We start from the raw sequence: 17,930 nt of genomic DNA, 5'->3' as shown, positions 1-17,930 counted from the left end.
GTGACCACCCTGCCCACCGCCGAGGACCTCGCCCGCCTGGCGGCGGAGGCCGCGACCCGCTGCGGCGTCGACCTCGACGCCGTCGCGGGCGACGACGCCGTCGTCTCGCCGGTGAACGGCCGGCGGGTCGCCTCCGTCCGGCGGGACACCGCGGCCGACGTCGAGGCCGCCGTCGCGCGGGCCGGGGAGGCGTTCCGGACCTGGCGCACGGTCCCCGCGCCGGTGCGCGGCGCGCTGGTGCGCCGCCTCGGCGAGCTGCTGCGCGAGCACAAGGCCGACCTCGCCACCCTGGTCAGCATCGAGGTCGGCAAGATCACCTCCGAGGCGGCCGGTGAGGTCCAGGAGATGATCGACATCTGCGAGTTCGCCGTCGGGCTCTCGCGGCAGCTCTACGGCCGGACGATCAGCTCCGAGCGCCCCGGCCACCGGCTGATGGAGACCTGGCACCCGCTCGGCGTCGTCGGTGTCATCAGCGCCTTCAACTTCCCGGTCGCGGTGTGGTCGTGGAACACCGCGATAGCGCTGGTGTGCGGCGACCCGGTCGTGTGGAAGCCCTCGGAGCTCGCGCCGCTGTCGGCGCTCGCGTCCGCCGCGCTGCTGGACCGGGCCATCGCCGAGACCGGCGCGCCCGCGGGGCTCAGCCAGGTGGTGCTCGGCGGCGCCGACGTCGGCGAGGCGCTGGTCGCCTCGCCCGGCGTGGCCCTGCTCAGCGCGACCGGCTCCACCCGCATGGGCCGGCTGGTCGGGCCGCGGGTCGCCGACCGCTTCGGCCGGTCGCTGCTCGAGCTCGGCGGCAACAACGCCGCGATCGTCACGCCGTCGGCCGACCTCGACCTGGCCACCCGCGGCATCGTCTTCTCCGCCGCCGGCACCGCCGGGCAGCGCTGCACCACGATGCGCCGGCTGATCGCGCACGTCGACGTCGTCGACGCCCTGACCGAGCGGGTCACCGCCGCCTACCGCCGGCTGCCCATCGGCTCGCCGCTGCAGGCCGGCACGCTGGTCGGACCGCTGGTCCACGACGCCGCGTACAAGGCGATGCAGGACGCGCTCGAGGCGGCGCGCCAGCAGGGCGGGGAGGTGCTCGTCGGCGGCGGGCGGCGGCTGGCCGACGAGGCGCCGGACGCCTGGTACGCCGAGCCGGCGCTGGTCCGGATGCCCGGGCAGACCGACATCGTCCGGCAGGAGACCTTCGCGCCGATCCTCTACGTGCTGCCCTACCGGACGCTGGAGGAGGCGGTGGCCCTCAACAACGACGTCCCCCAGGGGCTGTCGTCGAGCATCTTCACCTCCGACCAGGCCGAGGCCGAGCGGTTCCTCGCCGCCGACGGCTCCGACTGCGGCATCGCCAACGTCAACATCGGCACCTCGGGTGCCGAGATCGGCGGCGCGTTCGGCGGTGAGAAGCACACCGGCGGCGGCCGGGAGTCCGGGTCCGACGCGTGGAAGGGCTACATGCGCCGCGCGACCAACACGATCAACTTCTCCGGGGAGCTGCCGCTCGCGCAGGGCGTCGAGTTCCCCATCTGACCGCCGCCGTAACGGTGTGCGCCGGCGCCGGGTTCCCTCCGCTGGAACGCGGCCCCGGCGCACACCGTCGGGCGCCTCAGACGGCGGTGGCGGTGAGGAAGGTGCAGACGCCGTCGCCGGAGGTGGCGCGCTGGCGGATGCCGAGCAGCCACAGCGCGGCCATCTCCGCCCGATAGGCCACGCGCATCGGCCCGCGGTAGAACGTGTCCCCGGCCGTGGTGACCTCGACGTCGTCGAAGCCGGCCAGGCGCACGTGCTCGGTGAGCATCCAGTCCGGCAGCAGCGTGATGTGCCCGGGGGAGTGGTAGAGCCGAGGGCCGAAGACGTACGGCGCGCCGCGCAGCAGCGTGAGCAGCCGCGAGTGCGGGTGCGTGACGTTGGGCGTGCTCACCAGCAGCCGGCCGCCCGGGCGCAGCAGCCCGCGGACGGAGCGCAGCACCTGCCGCGGGTTCTCCACGTGCTCGAGCGTCTCCACGCAGACCACCAGGTCGAACGGGCCGCGGGTGTCGTCGGTCCACTCGGGGTCGTCGAGGTCGAGGCGGGCGATCCAGTCGTGCGGCGGGTCGAGGTCGGTGGGGACGACGTCGATGCCGGCGTCGCGCATCCGCAGCGCCAGCGCACCGCAGCCGGAGCCGACCTCGAGCACCCGGCCGCCGTCGGGGAGCAGCGACCGGGCCAGGGCGGCGGCGTACTCGTGGACGCCCGGGGCCGCGTGGATCCCGTGCCCCTGGTAGCTGCGGACGGCGGGGGTGCGACGCCCGTCCCGGCGTACGACGTCGGTCACCGGTCCAGCCTGTCACCCGTCCGGGGTCGGCGCCCGCTGTCCGTGCGGCGGGGGCGGACGGGCGGACGTCAGGCGGGGGCGCCGTGGTGCACGACGCGGCCCTTGCCGGCGCGCTTGGCCGAGTACATCGCGGCGTCGGCGCGGGCCATGAGCTCGTCGGCGCCCACCGCGGCGTCGCCGGCGGCGAGTGCGACCACGCCGGTGCTCGCGCCCACCGCGCGGCTGCGGCCGGCCACGCTGAACGGCACGTCCATCGCGGCGGTGACGCGGGCGGCGGCCCCGATCGGGTCCCCGCCGTCCTCGAGCAGCGCGGCGAACTCGTCGCCACCGAGCCGGGCGACCGTGTCGCCGCCGCGCAGCGCGCCGGTCAGCCTCTCGGCGACCCGCAGCAGCAGCTCGTCGCCCGCAGCGTGGCCGAGGGTGTCGTTGACCGACTTGAAGTCGTCGAGGTCGAGGAAGACGACGGCCACCGGTCGCATGTCCCGGGCGTGCAGCACGAGGGCGTGCTCGAGCCGGTCCAGGAACAGCGACCGGTTGGCCAGGCCCGTGAGCGGATCGGAGAAGGCCAGGTGCCGCAGCTGCGCCTCGCGGGCGGCGAGGTCGTCGGCGAGCCGCACGTTCTCCCGCACCGTCCCGTACTGGCGGGCGAGCAGCGCGGCGATGACGACCGCGACCGCGACCTCCTCGCCGCGGCCGAGGGTGGTGCCGGTGAGGGTGCGCGCGAGCGCGACACCGAGCGCGAGGGAGACCGGCACGTAGGGCAGCAGCGACGCCGCGGCGCTGGTCCGGCGGCCGGTCCGGTCGGGAGCGGCGGCGGCCGGGGCGGCGGGACGGCACAGCCCGGCGACGGCGAGCAGCACGAAGGCGAGCGTCCAGCCGGCGTCGGCGGTGCCGCCGTCGTAGGCGCTGGTGGCCGAGAGGTAGGTGAACGCGCTGTCGGCGACCGCCATCGCGGTGACGCCGGCGGCGACGAGGTTCAGCGGCCGCCGGTCGCCGGGCGTGCGGGTGACCAGCAGGACGGCGAGCACGACCAGGGCGACGTCGCTGACCGGGTAGGCGGCGAGCAGCAGCCGGACGGCGACGTCGTGCCCGGCGTCCTCCCGCAGGACCGCGCCCAGCGCCGTCTGCCAGCTCACCAGGCCGACGGCGCCCGCGGTCATCACCGCGTCGAGGCAGCGCTGCCAGAGGCCGGTGCGCCCGCCGCCGGCCGGGTGCACGAGCAGGGCCAGCACCGAGAGCACCGCGAAGCCGAGGAAACCGAGGTCGGCCAGGGACGGGAAGGGCTCCTCGCCCCGCGCCGACAGGACGGCCCAGTACGTCTGGCCGGCGAACCAGCACGCGCAGGCCGCCGACAGCAGGACCCAGGCCGCCCGCAGCCGCAGGCCGGTGGACCAGGTGGCGTGCCGGGCGGTGGCCGCGGCCGCGGAGGCGGCGGCCAGCGCCTGGGTGAGGTCGGAGACGAGCACCGCGGCGGCAGCGGGCAGCAGCGCGGTGGCGAGCGTCCCGGTCGTGCAGACGACGACCAGGAGCACACCGAGGTGCCGGGACGTGGTCCGGGGCATGGCGTGCTCCTCTCGCCGACGGGGTGTCCTCCTCCTGATCGGCGCCCGGCGCCGCCGGGGAGATGACCCGTCGGGGTGAGCCGCGCGTCTCAGGACGCGAACGCTGCCGACTGCTCCGCGCAGAGCTCGGCCAGGGCCTGCGGCGCCGAGCGGCACAGCCGCGGGAAGGCGAGGAACCCGTGCGGCATGCCGACGTACTCGGTGGAACGCACCGGCACGCCGGCGTCGCGCAGCACACCGGCGTAGCGCACGCCGTCGTCGCGGATCGGGTCGTGCTCGGCCACCTGCACCAACGCCGGCGGCAGGCCGGAGTGGTCAGCGGCGAACAGCGGTGACGCGTGCGGGTGGTGCGGGTCCTGGCCGCCGAGGTAGTGGTCGCGGAAGGCGAGGCAGTCGGCCTTGGTCAGGATCGGCGCCGCGGCGTTCTCGTCGATCGAGGGGCTGCTCATGGTGAGGTCCACCGACGGGTACACCAGCCCCTGGTGCGCGATCCGGGGGCCGGAGCGCTCACGGGCCAGCAGGCACACGACGGCGGCCAGGTTGCCCCCGGCGCTGTCGCCCATCACCGCGACCCGGCTCCCGTCGGCGCCGAACTCCTCCGCCCGCGCCACGACGTCGACCGTCGCGGCGTAGCAGTCCTCCGCCGCGGCCGGCCAGCGGTGACCCGGCGCCAGCCGGTAGTCGACCGAGACGACGACGGCGCCGACCGTGGCCGCCACGCTGCTGCACAGCCAGTCGGCCGAGTCGAGGTTCCCCAGCGTCCACCCGCCGCCGTGGAAGTTGACGACCAGCGGCGGCGGCCCGGTCGCGCCCTCCGGCCGGTAGGTGCGCACGGGGACGTCGCCGGTCTCGCCGCGGGCCGTGCCGTCGGTGAGCCGCACGCCGCGGGCCACGCCGCCGAGCAGCAGGTCGGTCACGGGGTTGTGCGGGACCGACCGCGACTGCGCCTTCCGGAGCCGCTCGTCGTCCATCGACGCGATCGACGCGGGGCGCAGCAGCCGGCCGAGCACCCGCACCCGCAGGTCCATCCGTGCCACGTGTCCTCCTGTGCAGTGGGTCAGGGTTGGGCGTACCAGGCCCAGCCGAGCCCGGGGACGACGAGCCGGCCGTCCTCGACCGGCAGGGGGCCGTCGCTGCCGGCGACGCAGGGGTACGTGCCGAAGCCGGTGACGGTGTCGGCGTCCACGGTCTGCGGCCGTGCGCTCACGTTGGCCAGCCCGACGAGGGTGCCGCTGCGCGGGTGCCGGCGGCGCCACACCAGGACGGCGTCGCTGCCGGCGTCCACCACCTCGGACTCCGTGCCGCCGGCGAGGGCGGGCTGCCCCCGCCGCGCCTCGGCCAGCCCGCGCAGCAGCGCCGTCACCCGGCCCTCGAGGCTCCGCGGGTCGCCGGCGCGGGCGGCGGCGGCCCAGTCCAGCGGCGGGCGGTGCATCCAGCGGTTGTCGGGTTCGAGCGCGGGGTCGGCGAGGTAGCCGGTGTCGTTGCGCTGCGCCAGCTCGTCGCCGGAGTACAGCAGCGGGATCCCGCCGAAGCCGTAGGCGACCGCGTACAGCAGCCCCAGCCGGCGCAGGGCCGCCTCCAGCGCGGCGTCGTCGCCGCGGTCGAGGGCGTCCTCGATGCCGCACAGCGACGCCGTCGTCCCCGAGATCCGCGCGTCGCCGGTGGCCTCGTTCTCCTGGAACAGCGCGCCGCGGGCGAACGAGCCGGGGAAGCGGCCGGAGTAGAAGTCGTTGAGGAACCGGCGGTGGGCGGCGCCGTCGAGGCCGAGGGCTCCGGCGTCGGTGTCGGTGACCGCCCAGCCGATGTCGTCGTGCCCGCGCACGTAGGTGCACCAGGTCGTCGTCGGCGGGATCGGCCGCATGCGGCCGAGCGCCTGGCGGGCCAGCCGGGCGTCGCCGGTCGCCAGGCTGCTCCACAGCAGCACCATGAGCTGGTTGTGGTAGGCCAGCTCGCACTCGGGCCGGTACCGCTCGTGGGCGCCGAGGTACTGCACGAGGTCGTCGGGGGCGACGATCGCCTCGGCCTTGAACACCACCCCGGGGGCGGCCAGCCGGGTCAGCGCGTGCAGCAGCTGCAGCAGGACGTGCGCCTCGGGCAGGTTCTGGCCGTTGGTGCCGATCCGCTTCCACAGGAACGGGACGGCGTCCATGCGGAAGACGTCGACGCCGCGGTTGGCCAGCCAGGTGATCTCGCCGAGCACCGCCAGCGTCACCTCGGGGTTGGTGTAGTCGAGGTCCCACTGGTAGGGCCAGAACGTCGTCCACACCCAGCCGCCGGCACCGCCGAGCGCCTCGGGCACCCAGCTGAACGAGCCCGGCGCCCGGTCGGGGAAGACCTCGGGGATGGTGGCGTCGTAGGCGTCGGGCAGCCGCCGGTCGGGGAACGCCGTGTAGAAGCCGGCGTACGCCGGGTCGCCGGCCAGCCAGCCGCGCGCCCACCGGTGCTCCCGGGCGGTGTGGTTGAGGACCAGGTCGATGCACAGGCTCATGCCGCGCTCGTGCAGCGCGCCGGCCACCGCCTCGAGGTCGGCCATCGTGCCCAGCCGCGGGTCGACGGCGCGGTAGTCGGCCACCGCGTAGCCGCCGTCGTTCTCGCCCTCCCGCGGGCGCAGCAGCGGCATGAGGTGCAGGTAGGTGGTGCCCAGCGCCTCGAGGTGGTCGAGCTTGGCGGGCAGCTCACGCAGGGTGCCGCAGAAGCGGTCGACGTAGCAGACGTAGCCCTGCACCCGCGGCGACTGGAACCAGGCGGGGTCGATCTCGCGGCGGCGGTCGAGCCGGCGCAGGGCCGCGGGCCGCTCGGCGGCGGCCTGCAGGGCGGTGCGCAGCGCCCTGCCGAGCAGGTCGCCGGCCCGGTCGCCGTAGAGGCGCTCCAGGGCCGCGACGACGTCGGGCAGGACCAGGCCGGCCCGCGCGAGGAAGGCGTCGGCCTCGTCCTCCCCGAGCGCCGCGGTCGCCTCGTCGGCCAGCCCCGCTGGCATGCCCGTCACGTCTCCTCCGTCCCCGGCCGGGAGGACTGCCGCGTTCCCCGCTCCACGGCGTCGACCCTAGGGCCCCGCACGCGGTGCACACCCGACGAGACCGGGGTGGGAACACCGTCACGGCCCCACGCCGCACCGGTCCTCGGGAGGGGGAGGCTCGATCGTGCTGGTCGGCGCCCCGGCACGGCCGAGGCCCCCGCCATCGGGCCGGCCCGGCCCCGATCCGGGCCACCTGCGGCGCGGCCGGGGCTGGGACCGCAGACTGACGTCCATGTCCAGCGACCTGCTGCCCGTCCGGCACGAGGACGGCGCCGACGTCGTCCCGTTCCCCGCCTCCGACGGGTCCGGCCACGTCACCGCGCCCGCGCCGGCCGCCGGCGCCGGCGTCCCGGGGTCCTGAGGTGAGCTCCCCCGGCCGCAGCAGGGCACTCGTCCTGGGGGGCGGTGGCATCGCCGGGATCGCGTGGGAGATCGGCCTGCTCTCCGGGCTGGCCGCCTCCGGCGTGCACGTCCGCGACGCCGACCTGGTGGTGGGCACCTCGGCCGGCTCGATCGTGGGCACGCTCCTGCGCACCGGCGCCGACCTCGAGGAGCTCTACGCCGCGCAGCTCGGCCCGGTGCCGCCCACCGAGCGGGCCGTGCCGTTCGACGGCGCCGCGTTCTTCGCCTCCTTCGCCGCGGCGCTGGCCGGCGCGACGGGGCAGCAGGAGGCGCGCGCCCGGATCGGCGCGCTCGCGCTGCGGGGGCGGACGATGCCGGAGTCGGAGCGGCTCGGGGTCATCGGCGCGCGCATCGGGACGCCGGAGTGGCCCGGCCGGCGGCTCGTGGTCACCGTCGTCGACACCGCCGACGGGGAGTTCCTCGCCGTCGACCGTGACACCGGCTTCCCGCTGCTCGAGGCCGTCGCCGCGTCGTGCGCGGTGCCCGGCGTCTACCCGCCGATCACCATCGGCGGGCGCCGGTTCATGGACGGCGGCATGCGCTCGGTCACCAACGCCGACCTCGCCGCCGGCTGCGACACGGTGCTCGTCGTCGCGCCGATGGCCGGGACCGCCGGCAGCCCGCTCGGGCCCTCGCTGGACGACGAGATGGCCACCCTGCGCGGCGCGGGCGAGGCGCACCTGGTGCTCGCCGACGAGACCGCGGTGCGGGCCTTCGGCACCAACCCGCTCGACCCCGCCACCCGCGAGCCCTGCGCCCGCGCCGGCCGCGCCCAGGGCGAGCGGGTGGCCGAGGAGGTCCGGGCCGCCTGGGGCTGAGGGCGCGTGGTCGGCCCGCGGCGTGGAGGAGGTGTCAGGCGCCGAGGACGCGGACGGCGAGGACGGCGACGTCGTCGTCGGTGCGCTCGGGGAGCACCCGGGTGAGGAGCCGGTCGCACAGCGCGTCGGGGGACAGCGCGGCGAGCCCGGACAGCGCGTCCGCGGCCGCCGCCAGCCCCTCGTCGATGCCCCGCCGGCCGACCTCGACCAGCCCGTCGGTGACCAGCACCAGCGTCTCGCCCGGGCAGAGGACCGTCTCGTGGTCGCTGCGCACCGCGAGCTCGTCGGCGCCCAGCAGCCGCTCGGGCGGGGTCTCCAGCAGCCGCACCCGGTCGTCGGTGCCGAGCACCAGGGGCGGCAGGTGGCCGGCCGACGACCAGCGCAGCAGGGAGCCCGGCGCGCCGTCGGCCCGGGGCAGCAGGTGCCCCACCAGCGCCGTCGCCAGCGTGCCCACGTGCAGGCCGGCGAGCACGCGGTCGACCCGGTCCAGCGTTCCCGCCGGGCCGTCGGGGGAGTCGTAGGCCAGCGTCCGGACGGCGCTGCGCAGCTGCGCCATCGCCGCGGCGGCCTCGACCCCGTGCCCGGCGACGTCGCCGATGACCAGCACGGTCGCGCCGTCGGGCCGGTCGAAGGCGTCGTACCAGTCGCCGCCGACGAGGTCCTGCGAGACGGCGGGCCGGTAGCGGACGGCGACCTGGAGGCCCGGGGGCTGCGACGGCGGGGTGAGCAGGCTGTGCTGCAGCGTCTCGGCGACGCGCAGCTGCCGGCCGTAGAGCCGGGCGTTGTCCAGTGCCAGCGCGCCGCGGCGGGCGACCTCGACGGCGAGGGCGACGTCGTCGGGCCCGGCCGGCGGCCGGTCGCCGCAGCGCACCAGCGACAGCACGCCGAAGGCCGTGCCGCGGGCCTGGAGCGGCACGAACAGGCTCGACCGGGGGTCCAGCCGCTCCCAGGCAGCGCGCACCGGGCCCTCGGGCAGCGACTCCGGCCCGAGGTCGGGCTCGATGCCGCGCAGGTGCACCGGCTCGCCGGAGTGCATGACCATCGCGACGGCCTCGGTGTCGCGCGGTGCGGTGATCCGGCCGGCCAGGTAGGTGTCGACGTCGACGAGGCGCTCGGGGTCGCGGTGGGCGCGGGCGGAGCTGCCCGGTGCGCCGTCCCCGGCGAGGACGGTGACGGTCGCCCAGTCGGCCAGGCGCGGGACCACCAGGCGGGCGAGCTGGTCGGCGGCGGTACCGGTGTCCAGGCTCTGCGTCAGGGACTCGGTGACCTCGGCGAGGTAGCGGTAGCGGTCGCGCTCGACGTCGACGGCCCCGTCCTCCCTGGGTCCACTCACTCCGGCTCCGTCCCGGCCCCCTCGCTCCGGGCGCCGGGTACGGAGCGTACGGCAGCCCTCACCCGCCGACCTGCAGGTCGGCGGCGCAGCGGGGGCCGGGCGCCCCTCGCCCGACGGACCGGACCGCTGCGGGCCCACGGTGCGTCGTCGTCCGCGTCACACTGGTCGGCGGACGGGAGGTGCGCATGAGGACGCTCACCGCAGCCGGGTTCGCGTCGACGGTGTCGGCCCAGGGGATCGTGCTGGTCGACGTCCGCTCGTCGCGGTCGGGCTCGAGCCGCGCGTTCAGCGCGGTCCTCGACGCCGTCGCCGCGCGGCACCCGGACGTGACCTTCGCCGCGGTCGACGCCGACGCGGAGGTGGCGCTGGCCGCGGAGCTCGGGGTGCGCTCGGCGCCCACGCTGATGGTCTACCGCGACGGCGTGCTGGTGTTCGCCGAGCCCGGCTGGCTGCCGGAGGACTCGGTCGACCTGCTCATCGCCACCGTCCGTGTGCTTGACATGCCCGCGGTGGTCGCGCAGTACCCCGAGCCCCTCTGAGCCGCCGGGTGCCGACGTGCGGCTGCCTCCGGCTGCGCGAGACGACGGCAGACCGACGGCGGGCGCTCAGCCGGCGAGGACGACGACCAGCGTCCGGGGGCCGTGCACGCCCTCGACGCGCTGCAGCTCGATGTCCGACGTCGCCGAGGGGCCGCTGACCATCGTCAGCGGGGCGACCGGGTCGAGCCGGCCCAGCGCGTCGGGCACGTCGGGGACCACCTGGGCGGCCTCGACGACGCACACCAGCACGTCGGGCAGCAGCGACAGCGCCCGGCGGCCCGACAGCGGCGAGCCGTCGAGGACGAGGGTGCCGGTCTCGGCCACCGCCGCCGCCACGCCGGTCAGCGTCGCGGCGAAGGCGGCCAGCCGCACGGCGGGCCGGCCGTCGTCCTCCGGAGACCCGGACGGCCGCCAGGCCGCCGGCACGCCGGGCGCGACGACGACGTCGGCGGGCGCCCAGCCGCCGCCGAGCGCCAGGTCCAGGCCGCGGACGACGGTCGCGGGGACCTCGTCGGGCGCGCAGCGCAGCACCGTGGCGCGGTAGTCCTCGACGCGCTCGGCGAGCAGGTCGAGCAGCTCGGCAGGAGCCAGCGACCGGGGTGCCGGCACCGGCGGGACGTCGACGACCGGACGGTGCTCGCCGAGCGCCGTGCGGATGCGGCCGAGCACCTCCTCGCGGGCGCTCACGTGACCTCCTCGCCGGCGCTCGTCGGCCGCGTTCGCGGCACTGCCCCGTCCACCGGTGAGCTCGCGGGCTCGCTCACCTGCGGTGCTCCTCCGTCCACTGCTGCACGAACGACCTCCCGGGCGGGGTGGGCAGGTCACGGGTGCGGGTCCAGGCGCTGGCCGGCGGCGGCAGCGCGGCCGGCAGCGTCGGCCTCCCGCGGGCGAGGAAGCGGCCGAGCCCGGCGGCGCGCTGGGCGAGGTGCCAGAGCCGCGGGTTGCTCATCACCCGGGACAGCCCGCGGAAGGCGACCGCCTCGGCGGTGGGCCGCGGCTGCGCCTCCACGTGCTCGGCGCGCAGGTGCACGAGGATCGAGGGGATGTCGATGGCCACCGGGCAGACGTCGTAGCAGGCGCCGCACAGCGACGACGCGTACGGCAGCGACGCGTTGTCCTCGACGCCGGTGAGCTGCGGGGACAGCACCGCGCCGATCGGGCCGGGGTACACCGAGCCGTAGGCGTGCCCGCCGGCGCGCTCGTACACCGGGCACACGTTGAGGCAGGCCGAGCACCGGATGCAGTGCAGCGCCTCGCGTCCCACCTCGTCGGCGAGCACCGCCGTCCGCCCGTTGTCGAGCAGCACCAGGTGGAAGTCCTGCGGCCCGTCGCCGGGGGTGACGCCGGCCCACAGCGACGTGTAGGGGTTCATCCGCTCGCCGGTGGAGGAGCGGGGGAGCAGCTGCAGGAAGACGCCGAGGTCCTCCCAGCGCGGCACGACCTTCTCGATGCCCATGACGGTGACGAGCGTCTGCGGCAGCGTCAGGCACATCCGGCCGTTGCCCTCGCTCTCGACCACCGCCAGCGTGCCGGTCTCGGCGACGGCGAAGTTGGCCCCGCTGACGGCGACCCGGGCGCGCAGGAACCGCTCGCGCAGGTGCGTGCGGGCGGCCATCGCCAGCTGCCGGGGCTCGTCGGTGAGGCCGGGGTCGACGCCGGGGATCGTGCGCCGGAAGATCTCGCGGATCTCCGAGCGGTTCTTGTGGATGGCCGGCACGAGGATGTGGCTGGGGGAGTCCTCGCCCAGCTGCACGATCAGCTCGGCGAGGTCGGTCTCGACCGCCTCGATGCCGGCCGCCTCGAGCGCCTCGTTCAGGCCGATCTCCTGGGTGGCCATCGACTTGACCTTGACCACCTCGTCGCTGCCGGTGGCCCGGACCAGCTCGGTGACGATGCGGTTGGCCTCGGCGGCGTCGCGGGCCCAGTGCACGGTGCCGCCGCGCGCGGTGACCTGCCGCTCGAGCTCCTCGAGGTGCTCGTCGAGGCGGGCCATGGTGGCGGCCTTCAGCGCCTTCCCGGCCTGGCGCAGCTGCTCCCAGTGCGGCACCTCGGCGACCACGGCGGCGCGCTTGCCGCGGATCGTCGTCGTGGCGCGGCCGAGGTTGGCGCGCAGCTGCCCGTCGCGCAACGACGTGCGGGCGGCGTCGGGGAAGGACTGCGTGCCGCGCAGGTGGCCGACCCCGCGGGGCGCGGTCGGCAGGCCGAGGAACGTCGTCCCGGAGCGGGGCGCGCCCGGAGCCAGCGGCGTCGGGTCGGCAGAGGTGGTCATTCGCGCCGCCCTCAAGCCGGGACCGCGGGGGCGGTGGTCTGGGTCGGGGACACGTTCTCCTCCGTCGAGGCGAGGATCTCGGCCAGGTGCACCGTGCGCGTCCCCGAGCGCAGCCGCGACAGCCCGCCGCCGATGTGCATCAGGCAGGAGGAGTCGCCGGCGGTGCAGACCTCGGCGTGCGTGGAGAGCACGTCGGCCATCTTGTCGGTGAGCATCGCCGTCGAGGTGTCGGCGTTCTTGACCGCGAAGGTGCCGCCGAAGCCGCAGCAGGACTCCGCGCCGGGCAGCTCGACGAGGTCGAGGCCGCGGACGGCGCGCAGCAGCCGCAGCGGCCGGTCGCCGACCCGCAGGAGGCGCAGGGAGTGGCAGGTCGGGTGGTAGGTGACCCGGTGCGGGTAGTAGGCGCCGACGTCGACCACCCCGAGGACGTCGACGAGGAACTGCGACAGCTCGTACGTGCGCGCGGCCAGCGCCTCGGCCTCGTCGGCCAGGGCGGACTCCCCGGCGCGGCGGGCGACCGCCGCCTGCTGGTGGTGGATCGAGGCGACGCACGACCCCGACGGCGCCACCACCGCCTCGGCAGCGGTGAAGGCGCGCACGTGGTTGGCCACGATCGGCACCGCCTCGCGCCGGTAGCCGGTGTTCACGTGCATCTGCCCGCAGCAGGCCTGCGTCGGCGGCACGACCACCTCGTGGCCCAGCCGCTGCAGCAGCGTCGCCGTCGCCCGGGCGACCTGCGGAACGATCGTGTCCACCAGGCAGGTGGCGAAGAGCGCGACCTTCACTGGGCTCCCTCCCGGTCCCGGAAGACCATGCTCGACTCGCGCACCACCAGCGTGGGCTCGAAGACCTCCTGCACGTGCGCGTGCCCCTCGCCGCGCGCCTCGTCCAGCAGCAGCTCGGCGGCGCGCGACCCGAGCGCCGCGCGCGGCTTGCGCACCGAGGTCAGCGGCACCGCGGCGGCCGCGGCGAAGTCGATGTCGTCGTAACCGACGATCGCGAAGTCCTCGGGCACCCGCACGCCCTGGCGGACCATCTCCTGGAGCACGCCGAGGGCCAGCAGGTCGTTGGCGCACACCGCGGCGGTGGGCCGGCGGGCGGCGGGCAGGCCGACGATGCGGGCCGCGGCCTCGCGGCCGCCGGCGACGGTGAGGTGCTCGGGGGAGAGGACCAGCAGCGCGTCGCCGTCCCCGGTGGCCTCCCGGACGGCGGCGGCGACGCCGGCGTGCCGCTCCTGCACCTGGGGCAGGCCCGACGCGCCGCCGATGAACGCGATCCGCCGGTGCCCGCGCTCGATCAGGTGCTCGGCGGCCAGCCGGCCCCCGAGGACGTCGTCGACGGCGACGGCGCACTGGTCGGGGCCGGGCGCGCGCCGGTCGACCAGCACGACCGGGATCCCTCGGCGCCGCAACGACTCCAGGTGCGGCGACAGCTCCGCGGTCGGGGTGATGAGCACGCCCTGCACGCGCTGCTCGGCGAGCACGTCGAGGTGGGCGGACTCCTTCTCCGGGCGGTCGTCGGAGTTGCACAGGATCACCGCGAGGCCGGCCGGGTCCACGACGTCGTCCACGCCGCGGGCGACGTCGGTGAAGAACGGGTTGGCGATGTCGAGGACCACCAGGCCGATCGTGCGGCTGTGACCGGCGCGCAGGTGGCGGGCCGACTCGTTGCGGACGAAGCCCAGGGCGGCGATGGCGTCGAGGACCCGCTCGCGCGTCGGCCCGCTGACCACCTCGGGGCGGTTGAGGACGTTGCTCACCGTCCCGACCGAGACGCCGGCGTGCTCGGCGACGTCGCGGATGCTCGCGGGCACGGCGTCCTCCTCGGCAGGGGCGGGGTGGTGACGGGGGACACCGTCGCGGGACCGATGGTCGCCCCTGGACTGAAACGTGTCAACGACCAGTGCGGGACGTGGATCCGGTCGTTGACACGTCTCGGAACGTCGCCCTATGGTCTGCGCCACAGCCCGTCTGAATCGTTTCACAACGGAGGTGGTCGTCGTGGACCACGCCCCGGCGCCAGCGGCGCCGCCGGCGACAGGGCAGGTCGTGCTCGCCCTGGAGGACGTCGGCAAGAGCTTCGGCGCGGTCGCCGCGCTGCGCGGCGCGCAGCTCGAGCTGCGCGCGGGGGAGGCCCACGCGCTGGTCGGCGAGAACGGCGCCGGCAAGTCGACCCTGGTGAAGATCCTCGCCGGCGTGCACGGCCCCGACACCGGCCACGTCCTGCTCGACGGGCAGCCGGTGACGCTGGCCGACCCCGCCGCGGCGCGGGCCGCCGGCATCGCCGTCATCTACCAGGAGCCCACGCTGTTCCCCGACCTGTCGGTCGCGGAGAACATCTTCATGGGCCGCCAGCCGCTGCTCCCGGGCCGCCGCATCGACCGGCGCGGCCTCGTCGAGCGCTGCCGGGCCCTGTTCGACCGGCTCGGCGTCGCGCTCGACCCCGACCGCCCGGCGCGCGGCCTGTCGATCGCCGACCAGCAGATGGTCGAGATCGCCAAGGCGCTGTCGTTCGACGCGCGGGTGCTGGTCATGGACGAGCCGACCGCGGCGCTGTCCGGCGTCGAGGTGGAGCGGCTGTTCGCCGTCGCCCGGTCGCTGCGTGCCTCCGGTGCCGCGGTGCTGTTCATCTCCCACCGGTTCGACGAGGTGTTCGACCTCTGCGACCGGATCACCGTCATGCGCGACGGGCAGTGGGTCTCCACCGACCTCGCCCGCGACCTGACCGTCGACCAGGTGGTCCGCCGGATGGTCGGCCGCGAGGTCTCCTCGCTGTTCCCCAAGACCGACGTCGAGCCCGGCGAGGTCGTGCTCGAGGTGCGCGGGCTGACCCGCCGCGGCGTCTTCTCCGACGTCTCCTTCGACGTGCGGGCCGGCGAGATCGTCGCGCTGGCCGGGCTGGTCGGTGCCGGGCGCAGCGAGATCGTCCGCGCGGTGTTCGGCATCGACCCCTACGACGCCGGCTCCGTCCGCGTGTCCGGGAAGGCGCTGAGGAAGGGTGACCCGGCCGCGGCCATGGCCGCCGGCATCGCGCTCGTCCCCGAGGACCGCCGCCAGCAGGGGCTGGTCATGGAGCTGTCGGTCGAGCGGAACGCCACGCTCACCCGGCGCTGGAAGCTCGCCCGGGGCGGGCTGCTCAGCTCCCGCGCGGAGCGGGCGCAGGCCGCCGAGTGGTCGAAGCGGCTGCAGGTCAAGGCCGGGCGGCTCTCCGACCCGGTGTCCACGCTCTCGGGCGGCAACCAGCAGAAGGTCGTCCTGGCCAAGTGGCTGTCGACCGAGCCGACGGTGCTGATCGTCGACGAGCCCACCCGCGGCATCGACGTCGGCACCAAGTCCGAGGTGCACCGGCTGCTGTCGCAGCTGGCGGCCGAGGGCCTCGCCGTCGTCATGGTGTCCAGCGAGCTGCCGGAGGTCCTCGGCATGGCCGACCGTGTCCTCGTCGTCTCCGAGGGCCGCCTCGTCGACGACATCCCCCGTGCCCGCGCCGACGAGGACAGCGTCATGCTGGCCGCGACCGGGCAGGCCGCCGCCGGGGTGTCCCGGTGAGCGCGCCCCTCACGAAGACGCCCGCGCCGCTGCCGGAGGAGCTGGCCGCCCCCGAGCGCGCCGGCCGCCGCGGCGCCGCGCTGGTGCAGCGCCTGGTCCTCGCCCGCGAGCTCGGCATCCTGGCCGCGCTCGTCCTGCTCGTGGTCGTCACCGTCATCGCCAACCCGCGGTTCCTGTCGGGACAGAACGTCCGCGACCTGCTGCTGTCGGCGGCGATCCTCACCGTGCTGGCGGCCGGCCAGACGATGGTGATCGTCACCCGCAACGTCGACCTGTCGGTCGGGTCGGTGCTGGGCCTGTCGGCGTACGCCACCGGCACGCTGCTGGTGGTCGCACCCGACCTGCCGCTCGTGGTGGTCGTGCTCGCCGGCATGGCCGTCGGCGCGGTGTGCGGCCTGCTCAACGGCGCGATCGTCGCCGTCGCCGGGGTGCCCTCGCTGGTGGTCACCCTCGGCACGCTCTACGCCTTCCGCGGGCTCGACTCGCTGTGGGCGTCCAGCGCCGACCGGCTGCAGATCAACGCCGCCGACCTGCCGAGCGGCTTCAAGTCCCTCGGCACCGCGCGGCTGCTCGGCGTCCCGGTGCTGTTCCTCGTCGCCGTCGTCGTCGTGCTGGTCGTCGGCTACTACCTGCGCACCTTCCGCAGCGGCCGCGAGCTCTACGGCATCGGCTCGGCGCCGGAGGCCGCGCGGCTGTCGGGCATCCCGGTCGGCCGGCGGGTGCTCACCGCCTTCGTCGTCAACGGGGCCCTCGCCGGGCTGGCCGGCGTCCTCTACGCCGCCCGCTTCCAGACGCTGGACACCACCGCCGGCACCGGCCAGGAGCTGTTCGTCGTGGCCGCCGCGGTCGTCGGCGGGGTCGCCATCTTCGGCGGCAGCGGCTCGGTCTACGGCGCCGCGCTCGGCGCGCTGCTGCTCACCACGATCGGCACCGCGCTGCCCCAGCTGGGGCTGGACCCGTTCTGGCGGGACGCCGCCGTCGGCGCGCTGATCCTCGCCGCCATCGCACTGGACCGGGCGCTGCAACTGCGCCTGGCCGCCCGCCTCCGGGGGAGGAACGCCCGCAGTGACCGTTGAGACCGCCCCCGCCCCGGCCGCCCCGGCGCCGGCCGCGCCCGCCCGTCGCGGCCCGACCCTGCCCTCGGGCAGCGTCATCACCACGTTCCTCGTGCTGTTCCTCGTCGTCGCGGCGGTGTCGGTCGAGGGCTTCGCCTCCACCCGCAACGCCGGGTTCCTGCTGCTCGACGTCGTCGTCATCGCGCTCATCGCGCTGCCGCTGACGCTCGTGGTGGTCACCGGCGAGATCGACCTGTCGGTGGCCAGCACGGTCGGCCTGTCCAGCGCGGTGATGGGGCAGCTGTGGATCGCCGGCCTGCCGCTGGAGGCGATCGTCCCGCTGGTGCTCGTCCTCGGCGGCGTGCTCGGCGCGGTCAACGGGTTCCTCGTGACCCGGCTCGGGCTGCCGTCGCTGGCGGTCACCATCGGCACGCTGGCGCTCTACCGCGGGCTGGCGTTCGTCGTCCTCGGCGACCAGGCGGTGGCCGACTTCCCGCGCGCCTGGACGACGTGGGCGATCAGCTCGATCGGCTCCACCGGCATCCCGACCGTGGTGGTCCCGCTGCTGGTGCTCGTCGTCGTCACCGCGGTCGTCCTGCACGCCACCCCGGTCGGCCGGTCGCTCTACGCCATGGGCAACAGCGAGGACGCCGCCCGCTTCAGCGGCATCGACGTCGCCCGCACCAAGTTGTGGCTGTTCGTCGCCACGGGCGTGGTCAGCGCGCTCGGCGGCGTCTACTGGACGCTCCGCTACGGCAGCGCCCGCGCCGACAACGCCACCGGCCTGGAGCTGCAGGTGGTCGCGGCGATCCTGCTCGGCGGGGTGTCCATCTTCGGCGGCAGCGGCGGCCTGCTCGGCGTCATCGCCGGCGCGCTGCTCCTGGCCTCGGTGCGCAACGCCCTGCAGCTGGTCAACGTCCCCTCCGACGTCCTCAACATCGTCACCGGCGTCCTGCTGATCACCGCCGTCGTCGCCCCGCAGGTGACCGCGCGGGTCAAGGGCCGTCTCGCCCGGCGACGACCGGCCTCCTGACCGCACCACCGCTCCACCCGCTCCACTCCCCACCACCCCGAAGA

16 protein-coding genes are annotated in these 17,930 nt (G+C 75.9%); 7 read left to right on the top strand and 9 right to left on the bottom strand.

The window, feature by feature from the left end:
• Entirely contained in the window at positions 1–1,530 is a 1,530-nt protein-coding gene (gene amaB, locus JD79_RS20915; RefSeq protein WP_110007076.1) for an L-piperidine-6-carboxylate dehydrogenase, read from the top strand.
• 76 nt (positions 1,531–1,606) lie between these two features.
• Here amaB and JD79_RS20910 read toward each other — a convergent pair whose 3' ends face one another.
• The 4 genes from JD79_RS20910 to JD79_RS20895 form a co-directional block, all read right to left on the bottom strand.
• On the bottom strand, positions 1,607–2,314 hold the full coding sequence (locus tag JD79_RS20910) for a class I SAM-dependent methyltransferase (protein WP_110007075.1): 708 nt from the start codon (positions 2,312–2,314) through the stop codon (positions 1,607–1,609).
• Positions 2,315–2,382: 68 nt separating this feature from the next.
• Positions 2,383–3,876 carry a GGDEF domain-containing protein gene (locus JD79_RS24350; protein WP_110007074.1) on the bottom strand — a complete coding sequence of 498 codons (1,494 nt, stop codon included), beginning with the start codon at positions 3,874–3,876 and terminating at the stop codon, positions 2,383–2,385.
• An 89-nt stretch (positions 3,877–3,965) separates the two neighbouring features.
• Entirely contained in the window at positions 3,966–4,904 is a 939-nt protein-coding gene (locus JD79_RS20900) for an alpha/beta hydrolase (RefSeq protein ID WP_110007073.1), read from the bottom strand.
• Between the two features lie 29 nt (positions 4,905–4,933).
• On the bottom strand, positions 4,934–6,853 hold the full coding sequence (locus JD79_RS20895) for an alpha-amylase family protein (RefSeq protein WP_110007933.1): 1,920 nt from the start codon (positions 6,851–6,853) through the stop codon (positions 4,934–4,936).
• A gap of 271 nt (positions 6,854–7,124) precedes the next feature.
• Between JD79_RS20895 and JD79_RS24345 the strand changes: the two genes are divergently transcribed.
• Entirely contained in the window at positions 7,125–7,253 is a 129-nt protein-coding gene (locus JD79_RS24345; RefSeq protein WP_281270336.1) for a hypothetical protein, read from the top strand.
• 1 nt (position 7,254) lies between these two features.
• Positions 7,255–8,112 carry a patatin-like phospholipase family protein gene (locus JD79_RS20890; protein WP_110007072.1) on the top strand — a complete coding sequence of 286 codons (858 nt, stop codon included), beginning with the start codon at positions 7,255–7,257 and terminating at the stop codon, positions 8,110–8,112.
• A 34-nt stretch (positions 8,113–8,146) separates the two neighbouring features.
• On the opposite strand, the gene JD79_RS20885 is transcribed toward JD79_RS20890, so the two are convergent.
• Entirely contained in the window at positions 8,147–9,445 is a 1,299-nt protein-coding gene (locus JD79_RS20885) for a PP2C family protein-serine/threonine phosphatase (RefSeq protein WP_170149297.1), read from the bottom strand.
• Positions 9,446–9,630: 185 nt separating this feature from the next.
• Between JD79_RS20885 and JD79_RS20880 the strand changes: the two genes are divergently transcribed.
• On the top strand, positions 9,631–9,984 hold the full coding sequence (locus JD79_RS20880; protein WP_110007070.1) for a thioredoxin family protein: 354 nt from the start codon (positions 9,631–9,633) through the stop codon (positions 9,982–9,984).
• 66 nt (positions 9,985–10,050) lie between these two features.
• Here JD79_RS20880 and JD79_RS20875 read toward each other — a convergent pair whose 3' ends face one another.
• The 4 genes from JD79_RS20875 to JD79_RS20860 all read right to left on the bottom strand — a co-directional run bounded on the left by JD79_RS20875 (position 10,051) and on the right by JD79_RS20860 (position 14,066).
• Complete coding sequence (locus tag JD79_RS20875) at positions 10,051–10,671, bottom strand: LutC/YkgG family protein (RefSeq protein WP_110007069.1); 621 nt, start codon at positions 10,669–10,671, stop codon at positions 10,051–10,053.
• Positions 10,672–10,744: 73 nt separating this feature from the next.
• A complete protein-coding gene (locus JD79_RS20870; protein WP_110007068.1) occupies positions 10,745–12,253 on the bottom strand; it encodes a LutB/LldF family L-lactate oxidation iron-sulfur protein in 1,509 nt (502 codons plus the stop codon).
• An 11-nt stretch (positions 12,254–12,264) separates the two neighbouring features.
• Positions 12,265–13,038, bottom strand: a complete 774-nt coding sequence (locus JD79_RS20865; RefSeq protein WP_110007067.1) for a (Fe-S)-binding protein — start codon at positions 13,036–13,038, stop codon at positions 12,265–12,267.
• Positions 13,035–14,066 carry a LacI family DNA-binding transcriptional regulator gene (locus tag JD79_RS20860; protein WP_211308086.1) on the bottom strand — a complete coding sequence of 344 codons (1,032 nt, stop codon included), beginning with the start codon at positions 14,064–14,066 and terminating at the stop codon, positions 13,035–13,037. Before JD79_RS20860 ends, JD79_RS20865 begins: the two co-directional genes overlap by 4 nt.
• A gap of 187 nt (positions 14,067–14,253) precedes the next feature.
• On the opposite strand from JD79_RS20860, the gene JD79_RS20855 reads away from it, so the two are divergent.
• The 3 genes from JD79_RS20855 to JD79_RS20845 are packed head-to-tail and all read left to right on the top strand — an operon-like array spanning position 14,254 to position 17,886.
• Positions 14,254–15,798, top strand: a complete 1,545-nt coding sequence (locus JD79_RS20855) for a sugar ABC transporter ATP-binding protein (RefSeq protein ID WP_211308085.1) — start codon at positions 14,254–14,256, stop codon at positions 15,796–15,798.
• Positions 15,795–16,874 (top strand): ABC transporter permease, encoded by a 1,080-nt coding sequence (locus JD79_RS20850; protein ID WP_211308084.1) that lies wholly within the window; start codon positions 15,795–15,797, stop codon positions 16,872–16,874. The genes JD79_RS20855 and JD79_RS20850 overlap by 4 nt, the downstream gene beginning before the upstream one ends.
• Positions 16,864–17,886, top strand: coding sequence for an ABC transporter permease (locus tag JD79_RS20845; protein WP_211308083.1), 1,023 nt, complete (start codon positions 16,864–16,866; stop codon positions 17,884–17,886). Before JD79_RS20850 ends, JD79_RS20845 begins: the two co-directional genes overlap by 11 nt.
• Positions 17,887–17,930: the final 44 nt, after the last annotated feature.

This window comes from Geodermatophilus normandii (genome assembly GCF_003182485.1).
Classification (GTDB): Bacteria; Actinomycetota; Actinomycetes; order Mycobacteriales; family Geodermatophilaceae; genus Geodermatophilus; species Geodermatophilus normandii.
The sequence above is the reverse complement of the archived record's forward strand: the minus strand, read 5'-3'. Positions and strand labels throughout refer to the sequence as shown.